Origin of the sequence: Nocardioides daejeonensis (assembly GCF_003194585.1) — a bacterium.
GTDB lineage: Bacteria > Actinomycetota > Actinomycetes > Propionibacteriales > Nocardioidaceae > Nocardioides > Nocardioides daejeonensis.
Genome location: NZ_QHKZ01000001.1, coordinates 144101 through 161598 on the forward strand (window position 1 = coordinate 144101; position 17498 = coordinate 161598).

At 69.1% G+C, this 17498-nt stretch carries 17 protein-coding genes; 13 read left to right on the plus strand and 4 right to left on the minus strand.

Going from position 1 to position 17498, the window contains the following annotated elements:
- The first annotated feature begins 15 nt into the window (after positions 1–15).
- From DNK54_RS00675 to DNK54_RS00690, 4 genes are all read left to right on the plus strand, one after another.
- A complete protein-coding gene (locus DNK54_RS00675; RefSeq protein ID WP_239459833.1) occupies positions 16–2166 on the plus strand; it encodes an MMPL family transporter in 2151 nt (716 codons plus the stop codon).
- Between the two features lie 147 nt (positions 2167–2313).
- Entirely contained in the window at positions 2314–2589 is a 276-nt protein-coding gene (gene rpsO / locus DNK54_RS00680) for a 30S ribosomal protein S15 (RefSeq protein ID WP_110205046.1), read from the plus strand.
- A 321-nt stretch (positions 2590–2910) separates the two neighbouring features.
- Entirely contained in the window at positions 2911–5154 is a 2244-nt protein-coding gene (locus DNK54_RS00685) for a polyribonucleotide nucleotidyltransferase (RefSeq protein WP_110205047.1), read from the plus strand.
- Between the two features lie 3 nt (positions 5155–5157).
- Complete coding sequence (locus DNK54_RS00690; RefSeq protein ID WP_239459834.1) at positions 5158–6531, plus strand: M16 family metallopeptidase; 1374 nt, start codon at positions 5158–5160, stop codon at positions 6529–6531.
- Between the two features lie 68 nt (positions 6532–6599).
- On the opposite strand, the gene DNK54_RS00695 is transcribed toward DNK54_RS00690, so the two are convergent.
- Complete coding sequence (locus tag DNK54_RS00695; RefSeq protein WP_110205048.1) at positions 6600–7115, minus strand: class I SAM-dependent methyltransferase; 516 nt, start codon at positions 7113–7115, stop codon at positions 6600–6602.
- Between the two features lie 80 nt (positions 7116–7195).
- On the opposite strand from DNK54_RS00695, the gene dapB reads away from it, so the two are divergent.
- A complete protein-coding gene (gene dapB, locus DNK54_RS00700) occupies positions 7196–7954 on the plus strand; it encodes a 4-hydroxy-tetrahydrodipicolinate reductase (RefSeq protein WP_110205049.1) in 759 nt (252 codons plus the stop codon).
- Between the two features lie 136 nt (positions 7955–8090).
- Positions 8091–9683 carry a M4 family metallopeptidase gene (locus DNK54_RS00705; protein WP_110205050.1) on the plus strand — a complete coding sequence of 531 codons (1593 nt, stop codon included), beginning with the start codon at positions 8091–8093 and terminating at the stop codon, positions 9681–9683.
- A gap of 16 nt (positions 9684–9699) precedes the next feature.
- On the opposite strand, the gene DNK54_RS00710 is transcribed toward DNK54_RS00705, so the two are convergent.
- A complete protein-coding gene (locus DNK54_RS00710; RefSeq protein ID WP_110205051.1) occupies positions 9700–10245 on the minus strand; it encodes a GNAT family N-acetyltransferase in 546 nt (181 codons plus the stop codon).
- 72 nt (positions 10246–10317) lie between these two features.
- Here DNK54_RS00710 and DNK54_RS00715 point away from each other — a divergent pair, with 72 nt between their 5' ends.
- Positions 10318–10764 carry a hypothetical protein gene (locus DNK54_RS00715; protein ID WP_162602254.1) on the plus strand — a complete coding sequence of 149 codons (447 nt, stop codon included), beginning with the start codon at positions 10318–10320 and terminating at the stop codon, positions 10762–10764.
- 25 nt (positions 10765–10789) lie between these two features.
- On the opposite strand, the gene DNK54_RS00720 is transcribed toward DNK54_RS00715, so the two are convergent.
- On the minus strand, positions 10790–11374 hold the full coding sequence (locus DNK54_RS00720) for a DUF3043 domain-containing protein (RefSeq protein ID WP_110205053.1): 585 nt from the start codon (positions 11372–11374) through the stop codon (positions 10790–10792).
- Positions 11375–11523: 149 nt separating this feature from the next.
- On the opposite strand from DNK54_RS00720, the gene DNK54_RS00725 reads away from it, so the two are divergent.
- The 6 genes from DNK54_RS00725 to DNK54_RS00750 all read left to right on the plus strand — a co-directional run bounded on the left by DNK54_RS00725 (position 11524) and on the right by DNK54_RS00750 (position 16200).
- Positions 11524–12297, plus strand: coding sequence for a PspA/IM30 family protein (locus tag DNK54_RS00725; protein ID WP_110205054.1), 774 nt, complete (start codon positions 11524–11526; stop codon positions 12295–12297).
- On the plus strand, positions 12294–12572 hold the full coding sequence (gene pspAA, locus DNK54_RS00730; RefSeq protein ID WP_110205055.1) for a PspA-associated protein PspAA: 279 nt from the start codon (positions 12294–12296) through the stop codon (positions 12570–12572). Before DNK54_RS00725 ends, pspAA begins: the two co-directional genes overlap by 4 nt.
- Positions 12573–12581: 9 nt before the next feature.
- Entirely contained in the window at positions 12582–13502 is a 921-nt protein-coding gene (gene htpX, locus DNK54_RS00735; protein WP_110205056.1) for a zinc metalloprotease HtpX, read from the plus strand.
- Complete coding sequence (pspAB, locus tag DNK54_RS00740; RefSeq protein ID WP_110205057.1) at positions 13502–14074, plus strand: PspA-associated protein PspAB; 573 nt, start codon at positions 13502–13504, stop codon at positions 14072–14074. The genes htpX and pspAB overlap by 1 nt, the downstream gene beginning before the upstream one ends.
- Positions 14075–14149: 75 nt before the next feature.
- Positions 14150–14638: a hypothetical protein gene (locus DNK54_RS00745; RefSeq protein WP_110205058.1), complete on the plus strand. Its 489-nt coding sequence runs from the start codon at positions 14150–14152 to the stop codon at positions 14636–14638.
- A gap of 35 nt (positions 14639–14673) precedes the next feature.
- Positions 14674–16200, plus strand: a complete 1527-nt coding sequence (locus DNK54_RS00750) for a flotillin family protein (RefSeq protein ID WP_110205059.1) — start codon at positions 14674–14676, stop codon at positions 16198–16200.
- Between the two features lie 93 nt (positions 16201–16293).
- Here the strand turns inward: DNK54_RS00750 and nadA are convergent, their stop codons facing one another.
- Positions 16294–17472, minus strand: coding sequence for a quinolinate synthase NadA (nadA, locus tag DNK54_RS00755; RefSeq protein WP_110205737.1), 1179 nt, complete (start codon positions 17470–17472; stop codon positions 16294–16296).
- Between the last annotated feature and the right edge of the window lie 26 nt (positions 17473–17498).

Genomic DNA, 17498 nt, shown 5'->3' on the forward strand with positions numbered 1-17498 from the left:
GTGAGGTCCAACCCCGTGTCCCGACTGGCCGAGTCGTCGGCGCGATGGAGCGCCCGGCACCCCTGGCGAGCGGTCGGCACCTGGCTGTTGCTGATCGGTGTGGCCGTCGGCCTCCTGATGACGGTGCCGACGGTGACGGCCGATGGCTCCGACTACTGGCAGGGCGAGTCTGGGAAAGCCTCTCGGATGACCGAGGAGGCCGGCCTCGACCTGCCCTTCAGTGAATCGGTGCTGATCACGGGCTCGACGGGGCAGGAGTCCGAGATCGAGCAGGCCGCGAAGGAGGTACGTCGCGAGATGGCCCGCGTCGACGGAGTGGCTGCCGTGGGTCAGGCCGCGTGGAACCCGGACCACACGGCGATGCTGGTCGACGTCGAGCTCGCCGACACCGAGGTCGACGTGGCGCCGTTGCAGAAGGTGACGGCCGAGGTCGCCGAGGCCCATCCCGCGCTCGGCATCACCCAGGCCGGTGACAACAGCATCGACGACGCGATCGGCGAACTGGTCGCCGACGACCTCCGGTCGGCTGAGATCACCAGCCTCCCGGTGACCCTGCTGCTCATGCTGGTCGCCTTCGGCGCGCTCATCGCTGCCGGCATCCCGGTGCTGCTCGCTCTCGGCAGCGTGGTCGCCTCGATCGGGATCATCGCTCCCATCTCGCACCTGTGGCCGGCCGAGCAGACGGTGACCAGCATGATCGTCCTGATCGGCATGGCGGTCGGTGTCGACTACTCGCTCTTCTTCCTGAAGCGGCAGCGGGAGGAGCGGAGCCGCGGTCGCAGCGTGGTCGACGCGGTGGAGATCGCCGCAGCCACCTCCGGGCACTCGATCCTGGTCTCCGGTGGCGCGGTGATCGCCTCGATGGCCAGCCTGTTCCTCGTGCAGGGCGTTACCTTCGACTCGCTGGCCACCAGCGCCATCCTGGTCGTCGCGATCGCGGTCGTCGGCTCGATCACCGTCCTGCCCGCGCTCCTGGTGCTGCTCGGTGACAAGGTCAACCGCCCGCGTCTCCCGCTGCTGTGGCGTCTCAACCGGCGCGTGGGCACGGGCGGCATCAGCCGGCGCCTCCTGGGGCCTGTCGTCCGGCACCCGCTGGCCGCTGCCGTGCTCTCCCTGGCCTTCCTCGGCGCGCTGGCAGCTCCGACCCTCGGCATGAAGGTGAGCTCCAGTGGCCTCGAGACCCTGCCCACCTCGATTCCCCAGGTACGCACCTTCGAGCAGATCGCCGAGCGGTTCCCCGGCCAGATGCTCACCGTCGACGTGGTCGCGAAGGCCGAGCACCCACAGGCGCTGCGGCAGCGGCTCATCGAGGTGCAGGACGCCGCCGTGGCGAGCGGCCTCGGCATGGAACCGGTCTCCGGCGACCCAGTCCGGGTCTCCGCAGACGGGCGGACCGCCGTACTCACCCTGGGCATCGACCACCCCGAGGACTCCGAGGAGGCGGAGAAGGCCGTGGAAGCGCTGCGCAGCAGCGTCGTCCCCGACCACCTGCGTGGTGTCGCCGACGAGTTCGCCGTGGGCGGGGCCGCCGGTGAGAACTACGACTGGATCCACCAGCTGACCGACCGGATGCCGTGGGTCGTCGGCTTCATCGTGCTCCTCACCCTGGTCATCATGGGTGTCACCTTCCGCAGCGCGGCCATCGCTCTCCTCTCCGCGCTCCTCAACCTGATGTCGGTGGGTGTCGCCTTCGGGGTGATGACCTTGGTCTTCCAGCACGGCTGGGGGAGCGGCGTGCTCGACTTCTCGGCACCCGGCTACCTGATCGAGTGGTTGCCGCTCTTCGTCATGGTGGTGCTGGTGGGCCTGTCGATGGACTACCACGTCTTCGTGCTCAGCCGCGTGCAGGAGCACGTGCGCGCCGGACTGCCCAGCCGGGTGGCCGTACGCCGCGGCATCGCCGACACCGCCGGCGTGGTGACCAGCGCGGCTGCCGTGATGGTGGCGGTCTTCTCGATCTTCGCGGTGCTGTCGATGATGGAGATGAAGATGATGGGCGTGGGGCTGGCGGTCGCGATCCTGGTCGACGCCACGGTGATCCGCCTGGTCGCACTGCCGGCGCTGCTCACGCTGCTGGGCGAGCGCGCCTGGTGGCCGCGCCGCCCGGTTCCGCCCCGCGGCGAGGTCGTCGAGGTCCCCGGCCCGCTGGTCGCTGCCCGGACCTGACCAGCGATTGGGTGGGGGAGAGGTGCCGCTGCTAGTCTTCTCCGGTTGCCCGGAGACGGGCATGCCGTCAGAACGGCCGCGGAACCAGAGAGCCCGAGCAACCCGCTCGGCGCGCCGCGCAACGGACCAGAGGGAAGGAGTCGCCCGATGTCGATCGGAACCGACGCGGAGACCAAGAAGAAGATCATCGCCGAGTACGGCATGTCCGAGGGTGACACCGGATCCCCCGAGGTGCAGGTCGCTCTGCTGAGCCACCGCATCTCGCACCTGACCGAGCACCTGAAGCAGCACAAGCACGACCACCACAGCCGTCGTGGCCTGCTCCTGCTGGTCGGCCAGCGTCGCCGTCTTCTCAACTACCTGCAGAAGACCGACATCAACCGGTACCGCTCCATCGTGGAGCGCCTCGGCCTTCGTCGCTGATCAACGCGTCTCGCGTGGGGAAGCGGCCACCGATCGTCGGTGGCCGCTTCTGCCGCGTCTTGAGGGCCGACGTACCCGCGCATCGACTAGTCTCGATGCTGTACGGCTCAGCCGTGCACAACTGAATACTGCCTAACCCATAGGAGCGACCCGCACCACGTCAGGCTCGGTCCTCGGTAGTGGCCTTCAGACCGGCGGTGGCCGGCGCTGCGGGCCTCGATCGAAGACCGGCTGATCCTCGCGGGAACTTCACCGCAAGCTCAGCGCCAACCAGACGGCGGTGAGCGGTTCGCTCCGCGAACAGAAAGCACACGCCTCTTCATGACCAACGTGGCAGAACCCACCATCTCCGCGGTCGAGACCGTGATCGACAACGGTGCCTTCGGCACCCGCACGGTCAAGTTCGAGACCGGCCTCCTGGCGCGCCAGGCCGCCGGCTCTGTGACCGCCTACCTCGACGACGACACGATGCTGCTCTCGGCGACCACCGCCGGCAAGCAGCCGAAGGACCACTTCGACTTCTTCCCGCTCACCATCGACGTCGAGGAGCGGATGTACGCCGCGGGCCGCATCCCCGGCTCCTTCTTCCGTTCCGAGGGTCGCCCGGGCGAGGACGCGATCCTCGCCTGCCGCCTGATCGACCGCCCGCTGCGCCCGACCTTCAAGAAGGGGCTGCGCAACGAGGTGCAGGTCGTCATCACGGTGATGGCGCTGAACCCCGACACCCCCTACGACGTGCTCGCGATCAACGCCGCGTCGATGTCCACCCAGCTCTCCGGCCTGCCGTTCTCCGGCCCGGTCGGCGGCGTGCGCGTGGCGCTGATCAAGGGCCAGTGGGTCGCCTTCCCGACCCACAGCCAGCTCGAGGAGGCCATCTTCGACATGGTCGTCGCCGGCCGGATCACCGACACCGGTGACGTCGCCATCATGATGGTGGAGGCCGAGGCGCCCGAGCAGACCATGGAGCTGCTCGCCGGAGGCGCCCAGGCGCCCACGGAGGAGGTCGTGGCCAGCGGCCTCGACGCCGCCAAGCCCTTCATCAAGCAGCTCTGCGAGGCGCAGATCCAGCTCGCCGGGGTGGCCGCCAAGCCGGTCCAGGAGTTCCCGATCTTCCTCGACTACCAGGACGACGTGTACGCCGCCGTCGAGGCCGCCGTGCGTGCCGACGTGGCCGCTGCGATGACGATCGCCGGCAAGCAGGAGCGCGAGGAGAAGCTCGACGAGATCAAGGCCGCGCTGCTCGAGAAGGTCGGTGCGGACTTCGAGGGTCGCGAGAAGGAGATCGGCGCGGCGTTCCGGTCGCTCAACAAGGAGGTCGTGCGCGAGCGCGTCCTGCGCGACAAGGTCCGCATCGACGGTCGCGGCCTGGCCGACATCCGCAGCCTGCACGCCGAGGTCGGCGTGGTGCCGCGGGTGCACGGCTCGGCGCTCTTCGAGCGGGGCGAGACGCAGATCCTGGGTGTCACCACCCTCGACATGCTCAAGATGGAGCAGCAGCTCGACACCCTCTCGCCCGAGACGCACCGTCGCTACATGCACAAGTACGTCTTCCCGCCGTTCTCCACCGGCGAGACCGGCCGGGTCGGCTCCCCGAAGCGGCGCGAGGTCGGCCACGGCGCTCTCGCTCGCCGGGCGCTGCTGCCGGTGCTGCCGAGCCGCGAGGAGTTCCCCTACGCGATCCGCCAGCTCTCCGAGGCGATGGGCTCCAACGGCTCCACCTCGATGGGCTCGGTCTGCGCCTCGACGCTCTCCCTGCTGCAGGCCGGTGTGCCGCTGAAGGCGCCTGTCGCCGGCATCGCCATGGGTCTGATCTCCGGTGAGATCGACGGCCAGACGCAGTACGTCGCCCTCACCGACATCCTCGGTGCCGAGGACGCCTTCGGCGACATGGACTTCAAGGTCGCCGGCACCAAGGAGTTCGTGACCGCGCTGCAGCTCGACACCAAGCTCGACGGCATCCCCGCAGAGGTGCTGGCCGCCGCGCTGACCCAGGCCCGCGACGCGCGCCTGGCGATCCTCGAGGTCATGAACGAGGCCATCGACGCGCCCGACGAGATGTCGGTGCACGCCCCGCGGATCATCACCGTGAAGGTCCCTGTCGACAAGATCGGCGAGGTCATCGGGCCCAAGGGCAAGGTGATCAACCAGATCCAGGACGACACCGGCGCCACCCTCTCCATCGAGGACGACGGCACGGTCTACATCGGTGCCACCAACGGCGAGGCCGCCGAGGCGGCTCGGGCGGCGGTCAACGCGATCGCGAACCCGACCATGCCGGAGGTCGGCGAGCGCTACCTCGGCACCGTCGTGAAGACCACCAACTTCGGTGCCTTCGTCTCGCTGCTCCCGGGCAAGGACGGCCTGCTGCACATCAGCAAGCTCCGTTCGCTGGCCGGTGGCAAGCGTGTCGAGTCCGTCGAGGACGTCCTGGCCGTGGGCCAGAAGGTCCAGGTCCAGATCGCCGAGATCGACGACCGCGGCAAGCTCTCGCTGGTCCCCGTGGTCGAGGACGAGTCGGCTCAGCAGGAGTCCGGCGACGCCGCCGAGGGCGACTCGGACGACTGAGGCGTGAGCGTTCCACTACGCATCCGGACGACCGGTCAGCAGGTATCTGCTGGCCGGTCGGCCGTTGTGCAGAAGGTCGGCAGCACCCGGACCCTGCGCACGGAGACCGACGAGAGCGGGCGCGTGATCTCCACGATCCGGCGTACCGTCCTGCCTGGGGGCCTGCGGGTCGTCACCGAGCAGATGGCCGGCGTCCGCTCGGCCAGCATCGGCGTCTGGGTGGGGGTGGGCTCCCGCCACGAGACGCCGTCACTGCACGGCTGCTCCCACTTCCTCGAGCACCTGCTCTTCAAGGGCACCCGGGAGCGCTCGGCGATGGACATCTCCGTGGCGCTCGACACGGTCGGCGGCGAGTTCAACGCCTTCACCGCCAAGGAGTACACCTGCTTCCACGCGCGGGTGCTGGACCACGACCTGCCGATGACCGTCGACGTGCTCGGCGACATGATCACCAGCTCGTTGATCGACGACGCCGACGTGGAGGCCGAGCGTGACGTGATCCTCGACGAGATCGCGATGCACGACGACGATCCGGACGACGTGGTGCACAACCTCTTCGCCTGGCAGGCGTACGGCGACACGCCCCTCGGCCGGCCCATCGCCGGCACCGAGGAGTCGATCACCTCGCTCACCCGGGCGCAGATCAATCGCTTCTACCGCAGCCACTACCGGGCCGCCAACATGGTGGTCGCGGTGGCCGGCAACATCGACCACGCGACCGTGGTGCGCGACGTACGCACGGCCTTCTCGCGCAACGGCTTCCTCAGTGGTGACGAGCAGCCGGTGCGTCCCCGGACCACGGAGCGGGTCCGCCGGGTCCGCGCCGGCGAGGCACACACCAGCCGCCCCTTGGAGCAGGTCAACCTGGTCCTGGGCGTGCAGGGGGTGACCCGCACCGACGAGCGGCGCTTCGCCCTCGGCGTCCTCTCCACAGCCTTGGGCGGCGGCACCTCGTCCCGTCTCTTCCAGGAGGTCCGCGAGGCGCGCGGCCTCGCCTACTCGGTCTTCACCTTCGGCAGCAGCTACGCCGATGCCGGCCTCGTCGGCGTCTCGGTCGGCTGTCTGCCCGGCAAGTACGACGAGGTCCTACGGGTGATCCGTGAGGAGCTCGCCAAGGTGGTCCGCGACGGCATCACCGCCGAGGAGCTGGCCCGAGGCAAGGGCCAGCTGCGCGGCGGCCTGGTGCTGGGACTGGAGGACTCCGGGTCACGGATGAGCCGTCTCGGCAAGGCCGAGCTCGTCCACGACGAGCTGCTCGGCATCGACGAGGTACTGGCTCGCATCGATGCCGTCACTCTCGACGAGGTGCACCAGCTCGCCCGCGATCTCTTCACCCAGCCCGAGGTGATGGCCGTCGTCGGCCCCGCCACCCCCTGACCCGTGTCGAGTGCGCGCGTTTCACGTGTTGAGTGCGCGCATATGGCGGCCTAGAGGGTCCGCACCTCTCACTTCGTGCCGATCAACCCGATGACCGGGGGCACCTGGCTGTTGACCACGGAGACCCGGAATCCGGCGCGCAGCAGTGCGTCCGAGGCCTTCTCCGCCATCACCGGCACCGACTCCGCGCGGTTGGCGTCGTAGAAGAGATGGATGGTGCCACCAGGAGAGAGCCGCTCATGCAGCAGCGCGAGCTCGTCTTGGCACTCGCGCACCCAGAACAGGTTGACGTTGAAGGCGAAGACCTTGTCCAGCCGCTTGACCGGTACGCGCAGCGTCGCCAGGTCGATGTGGCGTACGACGAGCCGACCGGCCTCGAGGAACCGGGCGCAGCGACGCTTCGTGCGGTCGACGCCCGACTCGGACCGGTCGATCGCAAGCAGCCGACCAGTGGTCAGCTTGCTGCAGATCAGCTCGGCGGCGTGGCCCTGACCGCAGCCGACCTCGAGGATCTGGTCGCCCGGCTGCACGTCGAAGACCTCCACCGCCCACCGGATGCGCGCCGGGATCGTTTGGAGCACCATGGGGTCAAGACTGCCACCAGTACCGGCGATCGTCAGTCACCGACCGGGTCGTGGCGCGAACCGGGATAGGGTTGGCTCCTGTGACACAGACGAAGTTCCCGGTCGGAGTGCTGGGCGCGAAGGGCAAGGTCGGCTCGGAGATCTGTGCAGCGGTCGAGGCTGCTGCCGACATGGAGCTGGTTGCCGCCATCGACGCCGGCGACGACATCGAGCAGCTGGTCGCCGCCGGTGCGCGGGCGGTCGTCGACTTCACGCATCCCGACGTGGTCATGGGCAACCTGAAGTTCTGCATCCGCCACGGCATCCACGCCGTCGTGGGCACGACCGGTTTCGATGACGAGCGGCTCGAGCAGCTGCGCTCCTGGCTTGCCGACTCTCCGGAGACCGGTGTGCTCATCGCCCCGAACTTCTCCATCGGCGCCATCTTGATGATGCGCTTCGCCGCACTCGCCGCTCCCCACTACGAGTCGGTCGAGATCGTCGAGCTCCACCACCCGACGAAGGCCGATGCGCCCTCGGGGACCGCGCGGCGTACGGCGGAGCTGGTGGCCGCGGCCCGGCGCGAGGCGGGGAGCGGCCCCATGCCGGATGCCACCTCCACCTCCCTGGAAGGGGCGCGGGGCGCGGTGGTCGACGGCGTGCCCGTACACGCGCTGCGGATCCGCGGAATGGTCGCGCACCAGGAGGTCGTGCTCGGCGGACCGGGCGAGACGCTGACGATCCGGCATGACTCGATGGATCGGGCGTCGTTCGGTCCCGGTGTGCTCGCCGGCCTGCGCGCGATCAGCGCTCACCCCGGCCTCACCGTCGGCCTGGAGCACTTCCTCGACCTCGGCTGAGCGGGGTCGCTGCTCGCGAGGACTGCAACTTCTTGCAGTGCAAGATTCTGCGTCGCTCGGGCGGGCTCGGAGGTGGTGCGGCTGACCTAGTCTGCTCGATCGGGGAGGGAACCCATCTCGGAACTCAGGAGCAGCAATGCGCACCACGCCAGTCTTGGCGGCACTCGCCCTTGTCTCGTCGTCGATCGGCCTGGCGGCCTCGATCTCCCCGGCGCACGCCCATCCGCAGGCGGACCGTCCCGGTGCGGTGGCCCTGCTCGGCCAGCACCCGGGCGCCGCGAGGGCTACTGAGGGGCAGCGTTTCCACACCCGCAGCACGCTCCGCGACGCCGACGGCACCCGGCACGTGCGCCTCGAGCGCACCTACCGCGGCCTGCCGGTCGTCGGTGGAGATCTTGTCGTCCATCAGGCCCCTGCGGGTGCCTTGGAGGGGGTGAGCCAGACGCTGAAGGCGCCACTCGACCTCGCGGTACGCCCCCTCGTCAAGGAGGGCCGGGCGCAGCGGCGGGGCCTCTCCGCGAAGAACCAGCGCGGCATCGACCGTGCCAAGGCGGAAGGAGAGCCGACCCTGGTGGTCGACGCCACCGGCGCGCGACCGCGGCTCGCCTGGCAGGTGCTGACCTCGGGGGTCCGGGCCGACGGCACCCCGAGCCGCCTGGCGACGTACGTCGATGCACGCGAGGGCGGGATCATCCGCAGCGAGGAGCAGATCCACACGGTCGAGGGTCAGGGCCAAGGGCTCTACAGCGGCACCGTGCCGATCCAGGTCACGCAGTCGGGCGGCAGCTATGTGCTGACCGACCCGGTGCACGGCAACGGCCAGACGGTCGACGTCCAGAACAAGACCGACTCGGTGCTGTGCACCCTCCTCGGCCTCATGTGCGCCACCCCGAAGGCATACACGAGCGCTGACACCTCCTTCGGCAACGGCAGCAACTCCAACCGCGAGTCGGCCGCGGTCGATGCGCACTACGGGGCTGCGCAGACCTGGGACTACTTCGCGCAGGTGCACGGTCGTCAGGGCATCTTCGGCAACGGCACGGGCACGCTGAGTCGGGTCCACTACGGCAACAAGTACGTCAATGCCTTCTGGGACGGCGAGAAGATGACCTACGGCGACGGGGACGGCGTCAACTACGGTCCGCTCGTCTCGCTCGACGTGGCTGGACACGAGATGACCCACGGCGTCACGGAGCACACCGCCAACCTCACCTACTCGGGTGAGTCCGGTGGCCTCAACGAGGCGACCTCGGACATCTTCGGCAGCTTGGTGGAGTTCCATGCTGCGAACCCGGCCGACCCGGCCGACTACTTCATCGGCGAGCAGTTCGACCTCGTCCGCCACGAAGGGCTGCGGCGGATGGACGACCCGGCCAAGGACGGCAACTCGCATTCCTGCTGGAGCAGCTCGACCAAGAACGTGGATGTGCACTACTCCTCGGGTGTCGGCAACCACTTCTTCTACCTGCTGGCAGAGGGCTCCGGCACGAAGACGATCGGCGGCCGTACGCACACCTCACCGACCTGTGACGGATCGACGATCGCCGGGATCGGCCGCGACGCGGCGGCACGGATCTGGTTCCGTGCGCTCGACGTCTACATGACCTCCGGCACCACCTACGCCCAGGCCCGTACGGCGACCCTCGACGCCGCCACGGACCTCTTCGGTGCCAGCTCTCCCCAGCGCGCTGCCGTCGCCGCCGCCTGGAGCGCCGTGAACGTGAACTAGCTGGCGCTTCGACGGGTCAGGCGAGGGCGGTGTGGAGGCGCACCTGACGGACGCGCCAGGTGCCGTCCCCGGTGAGATCCAGCTCGCGGTGGGCGCCGTCCGGTGCCCAGCCGGCCGAGGCAAGGAAGGCGCGCCTGGTGTCGTCGGTGCTGGGCAGCCAGGTCACGGCGCGGGTGAACCGGTCGGCGGCGAGCGTGTCTGCAGCCGCCTGGAGGAGTCGTGAGCCGTGTCCGTGGCGACGCTCGGTGGGGTCGACGGTGAGTTCGTTGAGCTCCCCGTCGGCCACCGGGTCGCAGTCGGGATCCGCGCCGGGCCCGGTCATCACGAAGCCGGTCACCCGGGCGCGGTCGAGAGCGATGAGGACGCGCTGTCGAGCGTCTGAAGGGCGGGCGAGCGACTGGCGCCACTGCTCCTCGAACTGCTCCACCTGCCAGCCCGCCAAGGTCTCGGCAGGGAGCAGGTCGGCGTACTGCTCGCGCCAGGCACGGAGCTGGACGGCGGCGATGGCGGGCGCGTCGTCGGCCCAAGCCACCCGGACGGACGTGTCGGCGGTAGGGCTCATGGCTCCATCCTTGCAACCGCCCCCGGCGCCCCCCACGGCGGGGGAGTGATCTGGGTCACCTGAGGTGCTACGGTGTCCGGGCCCGTCGGCCGCCTACCGGTGGTCGCCGTGGCAGTCCACCTGACCTCGACCATGGCGATGATCTCGAACATGACGATGACTGACCTTCCCGGCACCCTCCCGGTGCCCCGGCCGCGGGCCTGGCGTATCGCCGCCCAGTTGCCCGCCCCCGCCGCCCGTGGAGCGACCATCGGCGAGCTGGGCCTGTTGCTCGACGTGGTCGAGTACGACCAGGGCGACGTACATGTGCAGCTTTCGCCGGCTCCGGCCCGCTCCGCATGGCACGAGGAGATCTGCGACGGTCTGCAGCGTCTGCTCGCCGAGCACGGCTACCGTCGGGTCGACGTCGAGCTGCTGTTGGCGCCCATGACGGGCCCGGCGCGCGACGCGGTCAACCAGGCCCGCAACACCCTCGGTACGGCGCTCCGCCCCGGGCTCTCCTGGCTCCGCCGCCGCTGAGCTCGCCGTCCCCGGCGGCTCGCGATCAGCGGTAGTGCTCGGGGAGTGGCTGCCCGATCTTGACCTGGGGCTTCGGCAGCCGCAGGAAACGCATGTTGACGGCCCGCATCACGGCGTACCAGGTGATGCCCTTCAGCGGCTCCTCCGGGAAGCGCTGCCGCACGGCCCGGCGCACCCGGAAGCGAAGCCAGAAGACGTCGATGACGACCAGCAGGATCGTCGCCATCCAGAGCGTGTTGGCGATCGCCGCGGAGTTGGCGCCGAAGACCCCGGTCGAGATGATCAGGATGAGGATCAGCAGCGGAGCCAGCAGCTCGCTGATGTTGAGCCGGGTGTCGATGAAGTCTCGGACGAACCGGCGTACGGGCCCGCGGTCGCGGGCCGGCAGATAGGCCTCGTCGCCCGACTTGAGCGCCTCCCGCATCTTGCGGCTCGACTCCATCCGGAGCTCCCGCTGGTGCTTGGCCAGCGCCTTGCGGTCGCGGGGGAGCTTCGCCCGCTGCTTGGCGGCGGCTTCGGCCTCCTTGCGGCTCGGAGTGGGCCGGCCCTTGCCGTTCGTCTTGACAGGGGTCGGCTCGGCCGGGGTCTCGGTGGTCTTGCGACGGAACAAGGGGTGCCTATCGACGTGCGGATCGAGTGAGGACGATCCTATCGAGCCGCAGCCCGTTGTGCCGCCGCGGTAGCCGACTCCACGCCTGCTAGTAGGGTGACGACACCAGCAAGAATGGCGAGCTCGACCCAGCAGAGGGGACTTCCCGGATGAGCGTATGGAAGCGCATGACCTTGATCTTCCGCTCCAAGGCGAACAAGGCACTGGACCGCGCTGAGGACCCGCGCGAGGTCCTCGACTACAGCTACCAGCGCCAGCTGGAGCTGCTCTCCAAGGTACGCCGCGGTGTCGCGGACGTCGCCACCAGCCGCAAGCGGGTCGAGCTGCAGATCAACCAGTTGGAGCAGCAGCAGAGCAAGCTGCAGCAGCAGGCGCAGAAGGCGATCGAGGTCAACCGCGAGGACCTGGCCCGCGAGGCACTGACCCGCAAGTCCGGGCTGAACCAGCAGATCGAGGATCTCCGGCTGCAGCACTCCAACCTCCAGGCGGAGGAGGAGAAGTTGACGCTCGCCCAGCAGCGGCTGCAGGCCAAGGTGGAGGCCTTCCGCACCAAGAAGGAGACCATCAAGGCCACCTATACCGCTGCCCAGGCCCAGACCAAGATCAACGAGGCTCTCTCCGGCATCGGCGAGGAGATGGGCGACGTCGGCATGGCGATCCAGCGTGCCGAGGACAAGACGGCGGCCATGCAGGCCCGCGCGGGAGCGATCGACGAACTGCTGGCCTCCGGCGCGCTCGACGACGTGACCGCTGGTCCCAACGACGACATCGCCCGCGAGCTCGACTCGCTGAGCTCGCAGGTCGACGTCGAGGCCGAGCTCGCGGCGCTCAAGGGTGGCGGCTCCGCTCCGCAGGCGATCGAGTCCGGCGACAGCGGCGCCATCCTCGACCCCGAGTCGGCGAAGAACGAGGAGCAGGCATGATCGTCCGGATCCTCGGTGAGGGTCAGTACGACGTCCCCGAGTCGGAGCTCGATCGGCTCAACGCCCTCGACGCGGCCCTGGAGGCCGCGGTGGGCAACGGCGACGAGACGGCGTTCGCGAGCGCGCTGACCGAGCTGCTGGCCGGCGTCCGTGCGATGGGTACGCCGCACGCCGCCGATGCGCTCGACGTCTCCGACGCGGTGCTGCCCCACGAGGGTGCGTCGCTCGCCGAGGTCCGCGACCTGCTCGAAGACGACGGCCTGATCCCGGGCTGACCCTGACGCATGGCACGTTCGCGCTTCATCCAGGACCGAGGCCTCACCGCCCGGATGACCTTGACCATGTTCCTGCTCGGCGCCGTCTTCGTGGCGCTGATCGTGTCGTTGATGTTCCTCTTCCGGGGCTTCGCGCCGATCATCGGTCTGGTCGGCATCGGCATCGCCTTCTACCAGTGGTGGAGCAGCGACAAGGTCGCGATGCGTGCGATGCGCGCCCGGGAGGTCTCACCTGCGGAGGCGCCTGAGCTGCACGGCATGATCGACCGTCTCTGCGCGCTGGCCGATATGCCCAAGCCGCGGGTCGGGGTGGCCGACATGGACATTCCCAACGCCTTCGCGACCGGTCGCTCGCCCGACCGGGCGGTGGTCTGCGTGACGACCGGGATCCTGCGCACGCTGGACGCTGAGGAGCTGGAGGGCGTGCTTGCCCACGAGCTCTCCCATGTGGCCCATCGTGACGTGCTGGTGATGACGGTGGCCTCCTCGGCGGGCATCGTCGCGGGCATGATCACCCAGTCGGCGCAGTACGGCGGCCTGAGCCTGCTGAGCGGCGGTCGTGGTCGCAACAACAACAACGGAGCGCTGCCGGCCTACCTGATCGCCCTGCTCATCAGCCTGGTGGTCTACGCGATCAGCTTCTTCCTCACCCGGCTGCTCTCGCGCTACCGCGAGCTGTGCGCCGACCGGGCCGGCGCCTACCTCACCATGAAGCCGCAGGCGCTGGCCTCGGCGCTGCAGAAGATCACCGGCGAGATGGCCTCGATCCCGCAGCGCGACCTGCGGGCGAGCTCGGCCATGAACGCCTTCTTCATCGCCCCGGCCATCAGCGGAGCGTCGCTCAAGACGCTCTCCTCGACCCATCCCTCGCTCGAGCAGCGTCTCGAGCAGCTGGCCCGTATCCAGGCCGAGCTGGGTCGGGCCTCCTGATGGGCTTCTGGGCTTCGATCCTGGGACGCAGCAAACAGGTCGCCGCGAACCTGGACTCGCTCTTCCTGGTCCCCTCCGCCGCGATCACGCTGCAGACCTCACTGGGCCTCGTGCCGACCGGCTCGGGAAGCGTCTGTTTCCGCGGGGCCGGCGGCTCGGCGTTCGCGCAGGTGCAACAGGAGATCGTCGCCCTGCTCAACGACGCCCCGGACGCGCCTGACGTCGAGGTCTCCCAGGACCACTTCGGCTTCACCTGGCTGGTCGTCCACCGTGATGCGGACGACGTCGCGGGGCTCTGCACCGATCTGCATGCGGTCAATGTGACCTTGGAGGAGGCCGGGTTCGGGTCCGGGCTGCTCTGCTCGCTGGTGCCCTTCGCCGGTGCCGACGGCAGCCGGTTGGGACTGGTCTATCTCTACAAGCAGGGCACCTTCTATCCGTTCGCCCCGACCGGCGAGCAGCGTCGCGACAACCTGTTGGAGCTCGGTGTGCGCGACCAGCTCAAGGCCGAGCTGCCGATGGAGCAGGACCTGCAGCGCTGGCTTGCGGTCTGGGGTGCCCCCGGCCTCTGAACCCGCGGTCACCGAGACGGGCGGTCGTGCCAACGCCTACGATTGCGGCCACCAGTTCGGGGAAGGGTGTCTGGCGTGATCACGTTCCTGCTCATCGGTGCCGTCGGCATCGGCCTGCTCGTCATCTCCCTAGTCGTGGGGGACCTGCTCGACGGACTCCTCGACTTCGGCGGCGACCTCTTCTCCGGTGCGGCGCTGGCCGGCTTCCTGGGTGCCTTCGGCTTCGGCGGCGCTCTCGCCTACAGCGTGAGTGACAGGTTGTGGGTCGGCATCGTCGTCGGCGTCGTCGCGGGCCTGGTGATCGGCGCCGGCGCCGGATGGGCGTCGTACCAGCTGAAGCAGGGCGGCGACGAGGCCAACGTCCGTACCGGCGACCTGGCCGGCATGTCCGGCACCGTCATCAGCGCGATCCCAGCGGAGGGGTACGGCGAGGTGAGTGTGGTGGCGGCCGGCAACATCACCAAGCTCAACGCCCGCGCGACCGAACCTCTCGCCGCCGGCACCCCGATCACGATCCAGGCGGTGCTCTCCGCGACCTCGGTGCTCGTCGAGCGTCGAGCCTGATCGACACGTCCCGTCCCATCGAGCAAGGAGCTCAGATGTCCCCGGTCCTGCTTGCCGTCGTCGGCAGCATCGTCCTCGTCGTGCTGTTGGCGGCGCTGGTCACTACGCGCTACAAGGTGGCCGGCCCCAACGAGGCCTACATCGTCACTGGTCGTCGCGGAAAGGCGGTGCGCAACCTCGAGACGGGTGCGGTCTCCACCGACCTCTCCGGCCAGAAGGTCGTGATGGGCGGCGGCGTGTTCGTCGTGCCGTTCGTGCAGAAGCTGCACATCCTCGACCTCTCTTCCCGGCGGATCAGCGTACAGATCCGCGGAGCGGTCTCCGGTCAGGGCGTCAAGCTCAACCTCGACGGCGTCGCGATCGTCAAGGTGGGCGGCAACGAGGACTCGATCCGTGCCGCCGCGCAGCGCTTCCTCAGCCAGCAGGGCGAGGTCGAGACCTTCACCCAGGAGACGCTGGCGGGTTCGCTGCGGTCGATCGTCGGCTCGCTCTCGGTCGAGCAGATCATCCGCGACCGGGCGGCGTTCGCGCAGCGGGTCGCCGATGAGTCGGAGACCTCGCTCACCGGTCAGGGCCTGGTGCTCGACACCTTCCAGATCCAGGACATCACCGACGACGGCAGCTACCTCGCCGACCTTGGCCGCCCGGAGGCCGCGAAGGTGGGCCAGATCGCGGCCATCGCCGAGGCCAACGCGAGGCAGGCGGCGGAGCAGGCACGGATCGCTGCGGAGCAGGAGATCGCCATCGCTCAGCGTGAGCTGGCGCTGAAGGAGTCCGAGATCAAGGCCGAGACCGATGCCGCGAGCGCGACGGCCGCGGCCGCCGGGCCGCTGGCTCAGGCCGATCGGGACCAGGCGATCCTCGCGGAGCAGGAGAAGGTCGCTGTCCGGCAGGCTGCGCTGAAGGAGCGTCAGCTCGACACCGAGGTCCGCAAGCCTGCCGACGCGGAGCGCTACCGCGTCGAGACCGAGGCAGAGGCGCGCCGCAACTCCACGATCTTCGACGCCGACGCTCGCAAGGCAGCGGCTATCGCCAACGCCGAGGCGCAGGCCGAGCAGGACCGGCTCACCGGTGAGGGCGAGAAGTCCCGACGTTCAGCGCTCGCCGAGGCAGAGGCGATCGAGGGCGCCAAGCGTGGTGAGGCCGAGAAGGCCCGCCGTATCGCCGAGGCCGATGCTCTCCGTGCGGAGGGTGATGCTCAGGCCGCGTCCATCCTGGCGACCGGTGAGGCCGAGGCCGAGGCGATGAACAAGAAGGCGGAGGCCTACAAGGAGTACAACGACGCCGCGGTGCTCGAGATGCTCGTGCAGATCCTGCCGCAGATGGCCGCCGAGGTCGCCCGGCCGATGGCGGGCATCGACAAGCTCACGGTCGTCTCGACCGACGGCGCCGGGCAGCTGCCCAAGCAGGTCACCAGCAACATGGTCGAGACCATGGAGTTGCTGAAGAACACGACCGGGGTGGATCTCGCCAACCTGCTGCACAAGTTCGCGGGCGAGGGGATCAACGAGCGTACGCTCGCGACGTCGCCGGCGCCTGCGGCGGAGGCTGTCGAGGGCTGAGTACGACGAGGGCTGAGTACGACGAAGGCCGTGTCCTGCGGGACACGGCCTTCGTGTGTTCAGGCTCCGTGTGCTCGGGGGCCTGGCGCGTGCTCAGTCGTCCTTGGCGACCTTCGCGGGCAGGTCGAGCATCCGCTGCAGGGCGACGAGCGCGTGCTTCTCGGTCTCGTCGTCCACGTCGATGACGTTGGGAGCGGTGCCGGCCACCAGGGACTCGAGGGTCCACACCAGGTGCGGGAGGTCGATCCGGTTCATCGTCGAGCAGTAGCAGACGTTGCGGTCGAGGAAGCTGATCGACTTGTCCGGGTGCCGGTCGGCGAGCCGCTTGACCAGGTTGAGCTCGGTGCCGATCGCCCAACTGCTGCCGGGCTCGGCAGCTTCGATCGTCTGGATGATGAACTCCGTCGAGCCGACGAGATCGGCCTGCGACACGACCTCGTGGGTGCACTCGGGGTGCACCAGGATCTTGATCGCCGGGTCCTTGGCGCGCAGCTCGTCGATCACGTCGGCCGAGAAGCGACCGTGCACCGAGCAGTGACCCTTCCAGAGGATCATCTTCGCGTCCCGCAGCTGCTCGGTGGTGAGACCGCCGTTCGGCAGCAGTGGGTTCCACACCACGCAGTCGTCGAGGGAGTAGCCCATCTTCAGTACCGCTGTGTTGCGACCGAGGTGCTGGTCGGGGAAGAAGAGGACCTTCGTCTGCTCGCCCTTCTGGGCGAAGGCCCACTCCAGGGCCACCTCGGCATTGCTGGAGGTGCAGACCGCGCCGCCGTTGCGGCCACAGAAGGCCTTGATGTCGGCAGAAGAGTTCATGTAGGTGATCGGCACGACGAGGTCCTGCACGCCCGCGTCGGCGAGAGCGTCCCACGCGTCCTCGACCTGCGCCAGCCGAGCCATGTCGGCCATCGAGCAGCCGGCGGCGAGGTCGGGCAGGATCACCTGTTGGGCATCGCTGGTGAGGATGTCGGCCGACTCGGCCATGAAGTGCACGCCGCAGAAGACGATGTACTCGGCCTCGGGCCGGGCAGCCGCGTCGCGAGCCAGCTTGAAGGAGTCGCCCGTGACGTCGGCGAACTGGATGACCTCGTCGCGCTGGTAGTGGTGACCGAGGATGAAGACCTTGTCGCCGAGCGCCTCCTTGGCTGCTCGGGCGCGTTCCACCAATGCCGGGTCGGAGGCCGGTGGCAGGTCGCCAGGGCACTCGACGCCACGCTCAGCGCCGAGGTCCTTGCCCTTGCCGAGGGGGAGAAGGGGCAGGTCAACCGTGGTCATGAGCACCATCCTAGGGATCTCTCGGG

Bases quoted from the DNA above. Each gene is read 5' to 3' on its own strand.
- DNK54_RS00750 (WP_110205059.1), top strand. From the start codon at position 14,674: ATGTCCCCGGTCCTGCTTGCCGTCGTCGGCAGCATCGTCCTCGTCGTG.
- DNK54_RS00685 (WP_110205047.1), top strand. From the start codon at position 2,911: ATGACCAACGTGGCAGAACCCACCATCTCCGCGGTCGAGACCGTGATC.
- DNK54_RS00695 (WP_110205048.1), bottom strand. From the start codon at position 7,115: ATGGTGCTCCAAACGATCCCGGCGCGCATCCGGTGGGCGGTGGAGGTC.
- nadA (WP_110205737.1), bottom strand. From the start codon at position 17,472: ATGACCACGGTTGACCTGCCCCTTCTCCCCCTCGGCAAGGGCAAGGAC.
- pspAA (WP_110205055.1), top strand. From the start codon at position 12,294: ATGATCGTCCGGATCCTCGGTGAGGGTCAGTACGACGTCCCCGAGTCG.
- htpX (WP_110205056.1), top strand. From the start codon at position 12,582: ATGGCACGTTCGCGCTTCATCCAGGACCGAGGCCTCACCGCCCGGATG.
- DNK54_RS00705 (WP_110205050.1), top strand. From the start codon at position 8,091: ATGCGCACCACGCCAGTCTTGGCGGCACTCGCCCTTGTCTCGTCGTCG.
- DNK54_RS00725 (WP_110205054.1), top strand. From the start codon at position 11,524: ATGAGCGTATGGAAGCGCATGACCTTGATCTTCCGCTCCAAGGCGAAC.
- rpsO (WP_110205046.1), top strand. From the start codon at position 2,314: ATGTCGATCGGAACCGACGCGGAGACCAAGAAGAAGATCATCGCCGAG.
- pspAB (WP_110205057.1), top strand. From the start codon at position 13,502: ATGGGCTTCTGGGCTTCGATCCTGGGACGCAGCAAACAGGTCGCCGCG.
- DNK54_RS00710 (WP_110205051.1), bottom strand. From the start codon at position 10,245: ATGAGCCCTACCGCCGACACGTCCGTCCGGGTGGCTTGGGCCGACGAC.